This is a genomic window from Cecembia calidifontis (assembly GCF_004216715.1).
Lineage (GTDB): Bacteria > Bacteroidota > Bacteroidia > Cytophagales > Cyclobacteriaceae > Cecembia_A > Cecembia_A calidifontis.
This window is the reverse complement of the sequence record NZ_SGXG01000001.1, coordinates 4,276,932-4,291,413: the sequence shown is the minus strand read 5'-3', so window position 1 is coordinate 4,291,413 and position 14,482 is coordinate 4,276,932. Positions and strand designations below refer to the sequence as shown.

The 14,482-nt window shown below is 44.9% G+C and carries 17 protein-coding genes; 1 reads left to right on the top strand and 16 read right to left on the bottom strand.

All coding sequences use genetic code 11. From position 1 onward, the window contains the following. Nucleotides 1-554 precede the first annotated feature (554 nt). Together BC751_RS18555 and BC751_RS22505 are read right to left on the bottom strand one after the other, a co-directional pair. Nucleotides 555-1,340, bottom strand: coding sequence for a hypothetical protein (locus BC751_RS18555; RefSeq protein WP_130276927.1), 786 nt, complete (start codon nucleotides 1,338-1,340; stop codon nucleotides 555-557). Next, a complete protein-coding gene (locus BC751_RS22505) occupies nucleotides 1,327-1,881 on the bottom strand; it encodes a hypothetical protein (RefSeq protein WP_423191596.1) in 555 nt (184 codons plus the stop codon). The genes BC751_RS18555 and BC751_RS22505 overlap by 14 nt, the downstream gene beginning before the upstream one ends. Between BC751_RS22505 and BC751_RS22610 the strand changes: the two genes are divergently transcribed. Next, complete coding sequence (locus tag BC751_RS22610) at nucleotides 1,828-1,962, top strand: hypothetical protein (protein ID WP_278043593.1); 135 nt, start codon at nucleotides 1,828-1,830, stop codon at nucleotides 1,960-1,962. The two genes, BC751_RS22505 and BC751_RS22610, sit on opposite strands and share 54 nt — an antisense overlap. A 48-nt stretch (nucleotides 1,963-2,010) precedes the next feature. Here the strand turns inward: BC751_RS22610 and BC751_RS18545 are convergent, their stop codons facing one another. The 14 genes from BC751_RS18545 to BC751_RS18480 all read right to left on the bottom strand — a co-directional run bounded on the left by BC751_RS18545 (nucleotide 2,011) and on the right by BC751_RS18480 (nucleotide 14,471). Then, entirely contained in the window at nucleotides 2,011-3,105 is a 1,095-nt protein-coding gene (locus tag BC751_RS18545) for a Fic family protein (RefSeq protein WP_084121506.1), read from the bottom strand. A gap of 132 nt (nucleotides 3,106-3,237) precedes the next feature. Next, entirely contained in the window at nucleotides 3,238-3,900 is a 663-nt protein-coding gene (locus BC751_RS18540) for a P-loop NTPase family protein (protein ID WP_106565257.1), read from the bottom strand. Then, nucleotides 3,884-4,645, bottom strand: a complete 762-nt coding sequence (locus BC751_RS18535) for a transcriptional regulator (protein WP_130276926.1) — start codon at nucleotides 4,643-4,645, stop codon at nucleotides 3,884-3,886. The genes BC751_RS18540 and BC751_RS18535 overlap by 17 nt, the downstream gene beginning before the upstream one ends. A gap of 15 nt (nucleotides 4,646-4,660) precedes the next feature. Beyond that, nucleotides 4,661-4,942, bottom strand: a complete 282-nt coding sequence (locus BC751_RS18530; RefSeq protein ID WP_084121509.1) for a helix-turn-helix domain-containing protein — start codon at nucleotides 4,940-4,942, stop codon at nucleotides 4,661-4,663. 89 nt (nucleotides 4,943-5,031) lie between these two features. Next, nucleotides 5,032-5,877 (bottom strand): RteC domain-containing protein, encoded by an 846-nt coding sequence (locus BC751_RS18525; protein WP_242617535.1) that lies wholly within the window; start codon nucleotides 5,875-5,877, stop codon nucleotides 5,032-5,034. Between the two features lie 77 nt (nucleotides 5,878-5,954). Continuing rightward, nucleotides 5,955-8,009 (bottom strand): copper-translocating P-type ATPase, encoded by a 2,055-nt coding sequence (locus BC751_RS18520; protein WP_130276925.1) that lies wholly within the window; start codon nucleotides 8,007-8,009, stop codon nucleotides 5,955-5,957. An 18-nt stretch (nucleotides 8,010-8,027) separates the two neighbouring features. Beyond that, nucleotides 8,028-8,426: a DUF2911 domain-containing protein gene (locus BC751_RS18515; RefSeq protein WP_242617534.1), complete on the bottom strand. Its 399-nt coding sequence runs from the start codon at nucleotides 8,424-8,426 to the stop codon at nucleotides 8,028-8,030. Between the two features lie 183 nt (nucleotides 8,427-8,609). Beyond that, a complete protein-coding gene (locus BC751_RS18510) occupies nucleotides 8,610-9,323 on the bottom strand; it encodes a PepSY domain-containing protein (RefSeq protein WP_130276924.1) in 714 nt (237 codons plus the stop codon). Next, nucleotides 9,320-9,994 carry a class I SAM-dependent methyltransferase gene (locus BC751_RS18505; protein WP_130276923.1) on the bottom strand — a complete coding sequence of 225 codons (675 nt, stop codon included), beginning with the start codon at nucleotides 9,992-9,994 and terminating at the stop codon, nucleotides 9,320-9,322. Before BC751_RS18505 ends, BC751_RS18510 begins: the two co-directional genes overlap by 4 nt. A 247-nt stretch (nucleotides 9,995-10,241) precedes the next feature. Then, entirely contained in the window at nucleotides 10,242-10,928 is a 687-nt protein-coding gene (locus BC751_RS18500) for a DUF2231 domain-containing protein (protein ID WP_165389860.1), read from the bottom strand. A 36-nt stretch (nucleotides 10,929-10,964) separates the two neighbouring features. After that, a complete protein-coding gene (locus BC751_RS18495; protein ID WP_242617533.1) occupies nucleotides 10,965-11,333 on the bottom strand; it encodes a hypothetical protein in 369 nt (122 codons plus the stop codon). Nucleotides 11,334-11,498: 165 nt separating this feature from the next. Further along, complete coding sequence (locus tag BC751_RS18490; RefSeq protein WP_130276920.1) at nucleotides 11,499-11,951, bottom strand: 5-fold beta-flower protein; 453 nt, start codon at nucleotides 11,949-11,951, stop codon at nucleotides 11,499-11,501. A 77-nt stretch (nucleotides 11,952-12,028) separates the two neighbouring features. Further along, on the bottom strand, nucleotides 12,029-12,541 hold the full coding sequence (locus BC751_RS18485) for a DUF3347 domain-containing protein (RefSeq protein ID WP_106565271.1): 513 nt from the start codon (nucleotides 12,539-12,541) through the stop codon (nucleotides 12,029-12,031). A 148-nt stretch (nucleotides 12,542-12,689) separates the two neighbouring features. Then, complete coding sequence (locus BC751_RS18480) at nucleotides 12,690-14,471, bottom strand: efflux RND transporter periplasmic adaptor subunit (RefSeq protein WP_130276919.1); 1,782 nt, start codon at nucleotides 14,469-14,471, stop codon at nucleotides 12,690-12,692. Between the last annotated feature and the right edge of the window lie 11 nt (nucleotides 14,472-14,482).

Genomic DNA, 14,482 nt, shown 5'->3' with positions numbered 1-14,482 from the left:
GCAGGCGAGCAAAAACACTGGCAGCCGGTGGATTTTTTGCGGCTGAACGAAGTGCAGTGAGCACTGCCAAGCTGAAGCAGACCGCTTTCAATTAAACAATTCCTGCAAAGCCTGGCAAGCGCAACGAAACGAAGAGAAGCGGCAAAAAAGACAGAGTAGGCTGCCGTGAGGATGACAACCGAGTTGCAAGCAGCATGACAGGCTCGGAGCTTTAGCGGAGACCTGTAAGGCAACACAGCTTATTTTTTGACCTTAGAAAATAGACCCTTTCAAAAAATGGGCTGTGGTGGCCTGGCATGATGCTATGCCGAGGGCGGAAGACGAACACCGCTTTTCCTGCGTGGGGTCAGGGTTGGGAAAAGCAAGTGTGGCACGGTATGGAATGGAGCGAAGTGGAATGGAATAACGTGCTACTCTTGCTGTGCGGTGCTGGAAGCTTGTGAGTGCAGCGCAGCGGAATGAGCAGGCTGGAGGCACAGGGGTGTGGGGAGAGACTATCTTCGGTAAGGGATTGACCTTAATTCGCTTCTCTTTGAAGGAGATCATGATGTATGTTAGACATCACTCAGTAATTCCGCTTTACACTTTCTTAAAAAGTACTTGAATTGAAGTAAATCAGATTGGCTTCTGACATCATTATTGAAAGTAGAAGGCTTACCATAAATCAAGGATTCAAAAGTGATTAATACTTTGTTCGTGCTAAGGCCATCGTAAAGGTTTATAAGCCCATCAAATATTTGGTCTCCCATCATGATGAAAACTCCTCGGATATTCAGGCTTATGCCGTGTTCAAAACTCATTATTTCTGATTCTAATAATTCCTCAGAAATTAGACCTCTATCTAACAGCTGTTTTACAAATTTCTTTCTAGCCTGATAGGCATTAAATTTTTCTTGATCAAAGGTATACTCGTTAATCTGGACTGTAACTTTTTCCAAATCGAGAAATTTGCACAAAGTCATTCTGTGCTGGCCGGTGGTAGTAAAATAAAGAGAGCCAAACTTTGAAACTGTTCTGGATTCGTTGTAATCACTTTGGGCGTGCTCGATCAACTCTTCATGAGTCATGTTTGAATGACGAATATCCTTAAACCTTTTCAAATTGTTCAATAAGTCAATCCAGGTAATATCACTCTCATCGTTATAAGCATAGGCGTATTGAATACCTTTTATATCTAGCGGACTAATGATTCCTCTGTAAGTCTTTGTTGAATTCCGAGAATAGAACCTATAGTTCTCAATTTCATTTATTCTGAGAACCTTTTCAGTATGCCACTTTTTAGGACGAATTGGGCATCTTTTTTTCAGCCAATCAAGATTGCTCTGCTTACTCTCCACCATAGATTTCATCAAATGTTGAATAGTTCTTAAAGCCTTTCCCTCTGTTGATCCTGCCTTGCTTTGTATTGTCGATGCGATGCTGGAGGAACAAACATAGAGCCTCAAACTGGGCTTCTGGGACTTGGTAGGCACTGGCTTTAAATTCCTTTTTGATGATGCCCCAAATGGCAGCATAGTTCATTTTGGATTTACCAACATCGCCTTCCTTGTATTCGTTATATCGATCTATCAGATGCTTCACATAGTTTTTCAATTCCGCTTTTTTACCTATGGCACCATCAGCGAATTCCATCTTTGGTTTGCTTCTGGATTTATAAACAATGGTCTGTGCACTGATCGAATTGGCCACTGTAGAGTTGGACACATTGCCTTTGATGTTGATGGTATTTGATGACTTTGCACTGGATTTGCCTTTAGCTTTAATCATAAGATAGTTCTTGATTTGTTTGACCTCCTCCTCACTAATATCACCTTTTGTAATCTTGGAATGGCAAATCGGGCAAAGCATCAAAAGGTTGTCAGGGGAATTGTTTTCGGGAATTTCGTCAATATGATGAATTTCAAAATGATCTACATTCTGATCATCACAGATTGGGCACTGGGAGTTAATCTCTTGCTGTAAAAGAGATTTCGTTTTTTGGGGTATGGATTTTCGAGCTTTGGCCATGGTCTAACTTTGCTTCAGTAGTTGGTACAATTGCTGGTTGATGAAAATATTCTCTTTCCCGATAGGTTCGAGTTTTAGGATTCCAATGGATTCCAAAGTCTTTAAGTACCTGGAAGCGGCTTTTCTTTCTACGCCCAGCCCATTAGAGATATATTCTATTTTGGTATAGGGGTGAACAAACAATTGTTCGATCAAGTCTTTCGAGTAGATTTTAGGGGCTTCATTTTTTACCTTATCCTGAATCTCATTGAAGATGCTGTTGATCCCATGGATCTGGGAAATGGCCTTTGTCGCAGTATCCTCAATGGCCTTAAGCATAAACAATATCCAACCTTCCCAATTGTCTTTAGTCCTCACCTCTTGTAGCAATTTGTAGTAAGCTCCTTTGTGGCCTATAATGTAGCCACTGAGGTACAGCATGGGTATTTCCAACAGATTGTGAAGGATGAGGTAAAGCACGTTAATAATCCTGCCCGTCCGGCCATTTCCATCATAGAATGGATGGATGCTCTCAAACTGGTAGTGTTGTATGGCCATCCTGATCAGGGGAGACATTCTATCGGGTTCATCATTGATAAAGTCTTCCAGATTTTTCATCAGTCTGACTATTGTTTCTTTATCGTCCGGTGGTGTATAGATGGTTTTACCCGTCAGATCGTTTTTTAGGGAAGTACCAGGTAGTTGTCTAATTCCGGCCTCATTCTCTTCCAATATGGATTGAATCCGGACAATACCATTGGTGTTTAGGAAGCCTTTCTTTTTAATCTCCTCAAAACCATAGAGCAGGGCTTCCCTGTACCGTAGGACTTCCTTGGTCGAAGGATCAATTGTCATCGACTTGGCTGCCAGAGCCTGATAGAGCTTGTCATGCGTGGTAATGATGTTCTCCACCTCTGAGCTAGCCTGTGCTTCTTTGAGTACAATGGCATTGATCAAAATACCCTGGTTGGGCAAGGTCCTTGCCAATCCCTTCAGCTCTGCAAGGGCAACAGCAGCTTTACTTTCCTGTTTGAGGATTTGGATAGTCTCTACTTTTTCCACCGGAGGAGGTAGAAGAGGCAAATCATTGAGTGGTTTCGATGGATCGATATTCTTCATTCCTATTAATTACGTGAGACAAAAATACAAAAATTGGGACATGAAACAAGTTATATGTACCGTGATGGGACATGAGACAAAAACATTAAAAACGGGACATGAAAATCTGCACATGTACCACTAAGGGACACGTCATATCCTTTTGTCCTTCGCTTCCTTCTCAAAAGCAATCACGTTCATCATCTCCCTCATCCTTGATCTAACCCTATTCCCATAACAGTTCTCTATCTCACTGGCGGAAAGGTTGGTCGTGGCATGCGTGAGCATGTGGCGGCTGATGAACATATCATAGCGGCTCAAAAGAATCTCGGCCATTACATTGGTTTCGTTTCCATAATACTTGATGTTGGATTCCACGCCCAAGTCATCAAAACAATAGGCTTTAGGGATCAGCTCTCCGCTTGTTTGCTGGAAGGCTGCTTTGGAGTATTTGTTGATAACAGGATAGCCGTCCTGGATGAATTCCAGGGTGATATCACGAGCGGATTTGATGATGTATTGCTCTTTGGGAGCCAACATAAACCGTAGAAGGGTCATCAGGGAAGTTTTGCCACAACCGACCGGGCCGGTTAGCAAAATGCCTTTGTGTAGGTCAATGCCGTGCTTTTCAGCATTGGGTTTGTCCTGGTAGAAGTAGACCAGAAGTTTGAATATAATCAAGTGGTCTTCCTTCCATATCCGGAATTTTGGACTGGTGTAGGCCTTGCCTGCTTTCTCCAGAAATTCAAGGCATTTGTCGAATTGGATGATGTTGCTTTGAACACTCTCTGAGCAAGACTTAGAGTGGCTCGCCATAGTCTTTGCCGGTTCCTGAGTGGAGGTTTCCGGGTTTAGGACGTGGCTGATGGTTTCGCTGATCTTTTGCATAGGTATTGAATTTTTGAGCGTTCAGCATCCAGTTGCGGGCGGCTGCTTTCCAGTCTTTCATCTTGGAGCGGCCACCTACCAGCCAGCCATTGCTTTGGAAGTAATTATAAAACTTCTCAGCCTCCACGGATGGATAGCCTTTTTCATCAAAGTAGATTTTGACATGTTCTTCCAGAGGTGGAATTTCCGGGCCATAGCCGGTCATTCTTTCTCTTTTAGCGGAACTTTTCTCTTTCTTCATTTCCGAATCATTTGAACTTGTCTCAAAATTTTTAGCTCGCTTACCCAAGTTTGTTTCGTTTTCATAGTTTAAAGGGTTTGTATTGTTTGTATAAGGTCTCACAGCTATTTCACTGCCTGTATCAGTACCCTTATCATCACCTTTATCAAAACTGGACAGGTAAATGAGGCTGCCCCGGTGCGGATTGTAGGAAGGTTCATATCGGATAAATCCGAAACGATCCAACTCCTTCAAGCACTTGGTATAAGTATTTACCGAACCAATTTTTGACAACCTCATCAGCTCATCCCTGGATACAGAAATGGGGTTCTTGAAAAAGTTAAGGTTCCATCGCCTGAACAAGGCCATATACAAACTGATATGGTAGGGCGTGAGCCTGGTATCTGCATCCATCTGCTGGAACGCTGCGGAAAGGTGCTTGATGTAGTTCATGCCCGGCCATGTGCTTTACCTCAAGCGGTTTTGAAACTTGTTGGACTGGAGCATCGCCTGAATGTCCGCATAGTCGTAATAGATTACTCCTCCGATCTTGGTAAAGGGTAATGTGCCGTTTACCCGTAGGTTCTGTAAAGTGCCGGGCGAAATGCCCAAAAGCTTGCGGACCTCATAGGATTTTAGCCATTTCTTTGTAGGCTGACCGGAATGTTCTTTGAGTAATCTTTTGAGGTCTTCCAGGAGCTCGATCTTGAACTCACGCAGGTCGTCTGTGGTAATTACTTCTGCTGCCATATGTTAACAAATGTTTATTGAACAGCGAAGATGTTCCCGTTTAGTGGGTTTTATTCACAAGCTAATCCGAAGTTCGGAAAGATTTTATCCTATTTTTCATCAGCTTCATCCATTCTACGAATGATACTTTCCTGGAGGGAGTCCAGAAACTTGGTACGTCCGGTCTTGCGGATGCGAATTTCGAGGAAAGTACGATGATATTGCCCCAATTCGATACCAAAGGTGTCTTCAAAAAATGCTGCAACTTCTTTAAGATCCGCAGTGCCATTGTTGAACACTCCACGAGCCTGAAGAGCATACATCAGTTCGATAAGAGAGACTTTGGACTCTGTCCATGTTAATTTCCCCTTCGGTTCGACTTGTGTTTTTTCGTTGTTTAAATCTGTCAAGCTCAGCTTGTTCAACTCATCTTCCAGATAGACATTGAGCAAATCATTTGCAAGAATGTTAGAAACCTTGAAATCGTGGCTGGTAGAGAAATTTGGATCAGTCTCGAAAAAAAATGAATCAAGGGTTAAGCGTATATCTTGCTTGCCACGGACAAAATACTTGTGGTCTAGGTAGTTGCTGTGGGTACGGTAATAGCGGTAAAATTCCAGGTTATTATCAAAATACCGTTTGAGCTTGTCTAGCTCATTCTGATAGTATTTACGTTTTACCTTGATTCCTCCGTTGGGTTTGTTGGTTTCGATATTGAACACACTGAGGTGGTAGATGAGCTTACTAACAAATTTTGGCTTAATTTCCTTAAAAAACGAGATTTCATCGCTTTGTAAACGCAATCGATCACCCTTCAAATCATCTCTCAACTGATTAATTGCCTGAAGGGCTATTTGAAAGCTTTGCTCTGATTTTTTGAGAATGCTGTCCTCTTCCAGATCAATCATTCGAAGCTTATCCTCTAATTCTTCATATTTTAATAAATACTCCTCCAAATTTGAATTATAGAAAGTTTCTTATTTCGCATAGTATCTTAATAAAATCCCCTTCCACAGCGGAAGGGGGTATGGCCTCAGCTTATCATCTTCCTTTTCAGCAATTGCGCATTAATGGCCACAATGACCGTACTCAGGCTCATGAATACTGCACCTATTGCAGGACTGATCACCAGACCTGGAATAAAGCCTGTGGCCAGCGGCAATGCAATCGCGTTGTAGCCGGTAGCCCAAGCGAGGTTCTGGATCATTTTGTTGTAGGTGGCCCTGCCAAACAGTACCAGGTTGGCAATGTCTTTTGGGTTGCTGTTGACCAATATGATATCGGCTGTCTCGGCAGCCACATCGGTACCGGAACCTACAGCAATGCCCACATTGGCTTGTGCCAATGCAGGGGCATCATTTACCCCATCACCCGTCATAGCCACAAAGTGGCCTTCCTTCTGAAGCTTCTTGATAATCTCTACTTTTTGGTGTGGAAGCACCTCGCTATAGTAGCCATCCAGCCCAAGTTTATCGCTTACTGCTTTGGCCGTTTTCTCATTGTCACCAGTGGCCATATACAGTTTCATACCTTTTTCCCGAAGCGTTTCGATGGCCTTGGAGCTTTCTTCCCTGATCTTATCCGACAGGGCAATGAACCCAATAAGTTTTTCTTCCCTGAGGGCAAACACTATGGTTTCAGCTGCATCAGAGCCAGCTTTTTCTGGTATCTCTATTTTGTTTTCCTTCAGGTACCTTGGGCTGACCACCTTCCAGCTTTTCCCATCGATCTTGCCCTGAATACCCTTGGCCGTCAGCGATTCAAAATTTTCTACCTTTTTCAGTTTTAGTTTTGCCTCTTTCGCTGCTTTCACAATTCCCTGCGCTATGGGATGCTCCGATTGCTGTTCTAGCGAAGCGACAAATGACAAAAGCTCCTCTTTGGCTATGTCATCCGACAGACTCTCATGGCGGGAAACCCCAAACTTTCCTTCGGTCAGTGTCCCGGTTTTGTCAAATACCATTGCGGTAATCTTCCGGGCATTTTCAAAAGCGGTACGGTTACGGATCAGCAAGCCTTTGCTTGCGGAAACAGCCGTAGAAATGGCTACCACGAGTGGAATAGCCAAACCCAGTGCGTGTGGACATGAAATGACCATGACGGTCACCATCCGCTCCAGGGCAAAGTCCAACGGTTTGCCCAGACTGATCCAGGTTACTAGTGTAATCGTACCGGCACCAATGGCAATGAACGTGAGCCATCTGGCGGCAATGTTGGCCAGATTTTGGGTTTTGGATTTGGCTTTCTGAGCCTCTTCCACCAAGGTGATCACTTTGTTTAGGTAGCTCTCTTTGCCGGTTTTGGACACTTTCACCTTGATGGATTGGCTGCCATTTACTGATCCGCCAATGACCGGGTCGCCCTTGGATTTTTTCACCGGCTTGCTCTCACCGGTGAGCATGCTTTCGTCCAGGTGGCTTTCCCCATCCACCACTGTACCGTCCGCAGGTATTTTTTCATTGGCTTTTATCAGGATGATATCCTCCTTTTTCAGTTGATCAACCTTGATGTCCTTGATTTGGTCTCCCTGAACCAAATGAGCTTCGGAAGGCATCATCTGCACCAGTAATTCGAGCGCTCTTGATGCACCCATTACCGATTTCATCTCGATCCAATGCCCCAGCAGCATGATGACAATAAGGGTCGCCAGCTCCCAGAAAAAATCAATCCCCTCCAAGCCAAACACCACAGCCGAGCTGTACACATAAGCCACAGTAATGGCCACTGCAATCAGGGTCATCATGCCCGGGTTTTTGTCCTTCAACTCGTCCCAAAGTCCTTTGAGAAAAGGCCAGCCCCCATAAAAGAAGACAATGGTGGAAAGCCCAAAAAGGACGTACTGATCACCAAAAAAGGTTAGCTCAAATCCCAGTAATTGCTGGATCATATGAGATAGTGCCAGGATCGGTACGGTGAGCACCAGAGAAATCCAAAAACGCTTTTTAAAATCTTCGATCATCATGGCATGGTGGTCATGGTGCCCATGCTGATGGTCTGATTTGTTGATGGTTTGATGATCTGATGATTGGCTCTTTTGGTGACCCTCGTGTGTATGATGCTTGTGGTGTTCGTGATTATGCTTTTCCATGAGAAAAAATTATAGTGGTTAATCTGTTTTAAATGGAAGGGAAACACTTAGCTTCTCCCATGACATGCGTATAGCGCCTGAGCCCTCTCCCTTTTCTTCAATGGTATAAGTAAGCCGCTCGGCAAGGGGCATTCCTGTTTCAGGAGTTACTTCTATCCTGATGACATCCTCTGCCTGATCGTAATCATCAGCCAGGTGCTGCTCCCAGTTTTTGTTCAGGATCAATGTCCAGCGTTCCTGTCCGGGAATGGTAAAGAAGGCATATTTGCCTTTGGGGATGGTCGTACCTGCTATCTTGATTGCTTTGGAAAACTCCACGCTGGTAGCACTGTGGGCACCCGCAACCCAAACTTCTTCATAAGGTACCAGGCCGCCCCAAATGACCCTACTTCGAACCGCAGGTGAGTGGTAGTACACAGAAACATGGGCATTACCCACATTGCCATGCGCTTCCTGAGGGATGCTCTTTTTTGAATTTTCGGGTTGCGTGGCGGATGCAGCTTCAGGCTGGTGGTGTTCGTGACCACCTTGTTCGTTTTTTTTTGTTTTGGCAGGATGCGATTAGCAATCCCAGTGCAAGTGTGTAAATCAATTTGTTCATCATTTTTTCCTTTTACGTTTTGAAGTGGTTTTTATAAAAGTTTTAGAGGATACTGCGTAAAGTGTAAAGCCTGAAAGCACTGTAAAAAGGCCAAAGACTGAAAATGCCCTGAGCAGCCAATTGTTAAAGTTGTCCCGCCCGGCATAATCCATGGTGTGAAACATCCAGAGAAAATCGAACCAACGCCAACTGTTGTGCCTTACCCGCTCAAAGCGGCCATTGGAGGCATCAATATACGCTACCAGTTTTTCGGGATGATCAAAGTGGACAGCCCAGGCTGGTAGCGGCCTGCCACGGTATTCATGATGGTTGTCGGTTTCAGTAATCCATTCGGTTTTCAGGATTTTCAGGTTTTTTACGAGATGGTTCTGTGCGATTTCGACCGCCTCCGTTTCGGTTATGCCCTTTTTGATTTGCCCGGTCTGGGCATTGTAGAGCAGACTATCGTTGACCCAATAATGCGGTTGGTGATTGATGTAGCGAAGCTCAAGGGATGAAATACCAAGCGTTGAATCTAACTGAGCCGGACTGATTAAGTCCGGGGGTGAATGCGTCATTACATGTTCACGATGGAACTGGTCTCCATGGATTTTGTCAATATCCGTCCAACTAAAATAGAGGCCACTGATCGTCCACCCAATAAACTGAATGCCTATAAAAAGCCCCAGATACCGGTGCGTTTTGCGGATGTAGTAGTTTCTGTTTCGTTTCATTTCTCCATCTTTATCCCCTCATAATAGCAAAATGACCCGATTCGGGTATTGATAAAACCCGTTTCCTCCACATCCGAGAAACCTGCCTCACGGATGTAATCCGGCAGCAAGCCCTTTACATTGGCCGTAGTGGTTTTGAAACCGTCCAGAAGCTGCACGGTGTAAAAAACTGTGCGCATCCATCGGTTTTTTGCCTTGCCCCAATCGCCAATGATGAGCTTGCCGCCAGGCTTTAGAACCCAGTGGATTTCCCTTAAACAATGTGCTTTTGTTTCATCGTCCAATTGGTGAAATACCAGACAACTATATGCCTTGTCAAAAACAGCATCATTGTACGGAAAAATGCCCCCGTTGTAAAGTTGAAGTTCAACCAGAATGTCTTTGTTTTTGAGCTTTGAAAAGGCTATCTCCCTTACCTTCGGGTCAATGTCTAATCCGAAAAATGAAGTGTTGGGAGACCGTGAAGAGGCAATCGCCAGATTGGCTCCTGAACCAAAACCAAATTCGAGTATCGTTTCATCCGCTTGAGGATCCAGCTTCTGTATCAGCTGGTTCCTGAATTTCTTTTCAGGCATGGTCAGCCTTATGGTGGTGTCATAGAGGCCGGTAAGGAAATTATAGCCTAAAGCAGGAATGAATTCCTTCTCAACTTTATGTTCCTGATTTTTCATTTTTTCTCTTAATTGTTTTTGTTCTAATTTCTCCCAGCCTTGGCTGACTAAGCATTTATGAGAGCCGAATGCACAAAAAATGCAGCACTGATCGCCTGGAACTGTAATCTCGCATTCACATCCCTTACAAATGAAGCTATCCGACCGCACGTTATAAGGTATTCTACAAACCTGCTTCTGGCCGCATACCGGACAGGTAAGTACCGAATCAAAAAATAGCCCAGGCATACTGGTAATTTCAAGTCAATTAATGGTCATGCTCCAGTTCCAAAAATTTACCTTCCGGCCCTACACCTTCTATGTGTACCAATTGTGCTCCGTAATGCCCTGCCTGTGCTACAGCATACGCTGCGCTCAATAGCACAACTGCCACAATAGCCATTGCCCATCTTTTCGATTTGAAAATAAATAGATTGATCCCTTGTAACAGCAGGCCGATAAACCCAAGATTGATTGTCCAGTCAGCCCAGAAGTCGTGTTGTTCCAATACGAGCTTGGCATGTTCTGTTAGTCCGTGAGTATGCGGATGGAAGTATCTGCCAGCTAAGTAGGCAGCTACAAAACCTACCAGCACCATAGCGAATGCTGTCCACGCCAATTCCCTTTTGATGAAAAAGATGTTGACGACCGCCAGAATGGCTCCCACAATCAGCAATACAATAGCGAAATGCACAATTAACGGATGAATTGTGGGAAAGTCCGCAAGGTCAGCCTTAACCTTTTTTTCGTGGTGTGCATCTTGTGGATGCGCATCATGGCTGTCTGCCTCGCTGGTATGGGTGTGGTCTTTATGCCCTTCCTCGGTGGAATGAGCATTCATCACGGTATCCGCTTGTTGGGCGGTACTGTCTTGTTTGCTTTTGTGGCCGTCATGAGCCGATACGGTTGCTGTATCAAATAGTACCAGTACAACTGCTTTTAGAGTATTTTTCATTGTCAATTTCATAGATTTGGGGTTACAGGATTGTTTTTAGTTTTTCTTAAATGCGCTGTAATTAGCCTCTGATTCAAAGTATGCAACTGCGCCTTGCGTGTTAGTCACTACAATAAATGCTTCCGATTTATCTACCTGATTGCCACTAAAAGGGTCGATGGCGATCCTTGCACTTTCTATATTGTTGAGCTTATCCACGCACATTTCGCAGCAACCATAATAGGTTTTGCCATTGACCGGTACAGGGATTTGGGCTACACCCATATAGGCGTCATTGACCATACATACTAAGCTTGGGTCAATTGGAGTCTTTATCTCATCAGTGGCTATACCAACCGATGAGCCTATGCGGTAACCCTGAATCCAAAACACCGCTACAGTAGCTACAACTATCAGTGATACCAAGGTCAGATAAGCCACTAGTTTGTCTTTGCGCAATGACTTTGGACTAGCGTTGTGTTTTCTCGTTTTCATCGTATTAAGAGTTTGGTGCCTGATGGAAGAGTGGCGGCAGTGTAGGATGCAAGACTACACCTGCACAAAGGCCACTCTCCAACAGGGCTTTACTTTTTACTTATCTTCCTCTTTTTTCATTTCCTGTTCCAAGAAGAAACAGTGAGCAGCACACGCATGTAGTTTATAGTTTTTGTGTACCGTGCCTTTTTTGTGACCTTCTGGATCCAGGATTTCACATTTATCACCCATCGTTTTGGTGCTCAGAATGAATACTCCATCGTTGTTGTAATAGCGACCATCTTTTTTGGCTTTGCCAAGGGGATTACCTTCGGCATCATACACTTTGCCGTTTTTGATAAAGCCCAGTTTTTGATTCTGATTGTTAAAGACTATGTCTTCTTTACTGATGTATCCGAGTTTGGTGCCCCGGTCATCCGATACCTCGCCTTTTCCATTGATGTGGATGAGGCGTTGCTCTGTTTTGCTGCTTGGCTGAGCCAAGAGCCCATGTGCTGCCAGCAGCATTCCTCCAAGGAATGCGATGGTGAAAATGATGTTCTTTTTCATTTCTCATTGTGTTTGTGCCTGGTGTCAGGATTGGGCTCAGCTTATCGTGAACCCAATCCCTTATGCCAGGACTTGTGTCAGTTAATTGTCTCTTTTACGCTTCCGCACTTCAGCATCTTGTCACCGAAGTAAGGGTTGCGGATCTCCTTTTCGTTGGAGAGCCAATAGCCTCCTGTGTTGCCATTGGCCATTGGGCAGTATTCCAGGTAGAGTTCTCCCATGCTGATATCAGCGCCCTTCACCAAAGTGGCCATCTCATTGCTTAAGGCGGTAAAAGCCTTTCGCTGGTTTTCCAGTGAACCTGCCTGCGCCACTTTGGCCGCCTCTGCATGGACTTTATCACTGCCCTTTACATTGTGAAGGGCTTTCACCAAAGATTCAGAAGCAGATTTTGCTTTCTGAAAATCAGACGCCACCAAAGCATTCTTCAAAGTGATGTAGTGTGTGTAGGAAGAACCCAGTGCCTTGTCTTTGAACATTGGTTCCATCTTTTGACTGCTCGTTTGTGCTCCATGCGCTGCATGGTCATGTTGTGCGGTTGCTCCCCAGCTTACTAAAGCCAGGCATAGCATGATCATTGTTTTTTTCATTTTTCTATTTGTTTAAAGGTTAAATACTTGAATCAGGGCTAAACCAGTGACCAGAAGAATGACTATTCCCCAAGTAATCCGGCTGCCCCATTTTTTTATTTTAGATAGAGATGATTCATCTCCTGTTTTGCAGCAAGATTTCATTGCTTTAGTGATTATGCCCACCAGCTACTTGCTTGGCTGGCTCTCCTTCCTCAAAGACTTTTTGGCCTTTGAGATAAGTCTTTTTTACCTCACCACAGGAGAGCATGGCCTCACCGAAATAGGGGTTGAGAATCTCTTCCGTTTCACTGAGCCAAAATGCGCCTTGGTTGTCAAAAGCCATCGGGCAGAAATCTTTGAACACTTTGTCTTTTTCCAGTCCGAAGGATTCGGTGACTTCCAGCATGTTTTCAGAGAGCATTGAGAAATGCTGCCTTAGGCCGACAAGGGTTTCTTCACCCTGCATCATTTTGGCTGCCTCAGCCAGCTGCTGCTTCAGCGCCATCCAATGATCATGGGTCTTGCCCTTCAGCCCGTCCATACTTACCTTGCCCAAGGCTAAGTCCAATTGGCTCAGGGCGGATTTTGTAGCCTTTGTATCATCCGCCACCAAGCCATCTTTGATTTTGAAGTATGCATCAGCCAAGGCTGTGATTTGTTGACGGAAAGACTGGGGAACTTCCATAGTTTTGGTTTTTGGTCGCATGAGCATGCTGTAGTTCCCTGAAAGCTGTGCGGCAGCATCAATGGAAAATACTCCATTGGTCACTATCTCTTCACCCGCTTCCAGTCCGGCTTCCACCAGCCACATTTCGCCCATACGTGGGCCAATGGTGATTTCACGCATTTCGTAGGTAGGGAATTCTGTGTCGGGTACCTTGACATATACAATGGAGCGTTTGCCCGACCAGAGCAAAGCGGTACGGGGTATGGCCAGGGATGATTGTCCTTGTCGAAGTGTGGTTTTAACCTGTGCATTGACAAACATCTCAGGCCGTAGTTCCCCACTTCTGTTATTAGCTTCTGCACGAACAGAAGCCGCCCGTGTATTTGGATTAATCACCGGGTCTATGTAAGTGACCTTTGCTGTGAATGTTTGTCCGGGGATCCCGGCAGCCGTAAAGCTTACTTCATCACCAATTTTTACAAATGGCAGATCGGATTCGTACGCATCGATCATGATCCAGACTCGGCTCAGATCGACCACATCAAACAATACTGATCCGGTACCCACATAGTCGCCCACGGCAATGTTTCGCTGGGTCACTATACCTCCTTTGTCTGCGAGAACATCAAATTGATCCCTTACTTTTCCTGTTTTTTCTATTTCATCGATTTGGTTTTCGTTGAGTTTCCAAAGCCTGAGCTTCTCACGTGCGGCAGTGTAAAGTTCTGGGTAGGTCTCTTTAGTAGAGGCAGCTTCCAATAATTCCTTTTGGGCTGTAACCAACTCAGGCGAATAAATGGTGGCCAATCGCTCCCCGGTTCGTACCACCTGCCCGGTAAAGTTTACAAAGAGCTGCTCTATTCGCCCGGGAAATTTGGCCGTAACGGAAGCCAACTGGCGTTCATCGGCCTTCACTTTACCGGTAAGGAAAAGCTCACCTTCAGGTGACACTCCTGTAACCCTGGAGGTATGGATATTGGCCATGGCCACCGCCTCGGGTGTCATTTCATGAACCAATGGATTCGAACTGGCTGATGACCGTCTGGTAGCAGCAGGTATTAAATCCATTCCGCAGATCGGGCACTGACCGGGTTCGGATTGCCTGATCTGAGGGTGCATGGAACAGGTCCAAACCTCATTACCTTCATCATGGTTATGCACGGCTGCTTCCGTCTCCTGATGACCTGAAGATGGTTTTACCATCCAGCCGAGTACGCCTCCCAATGTCAGCGCTACGAGCACGATCAGTAGGAGTTTTTTATTTTTAAATATTTCTTTCATCGTTTTAACTT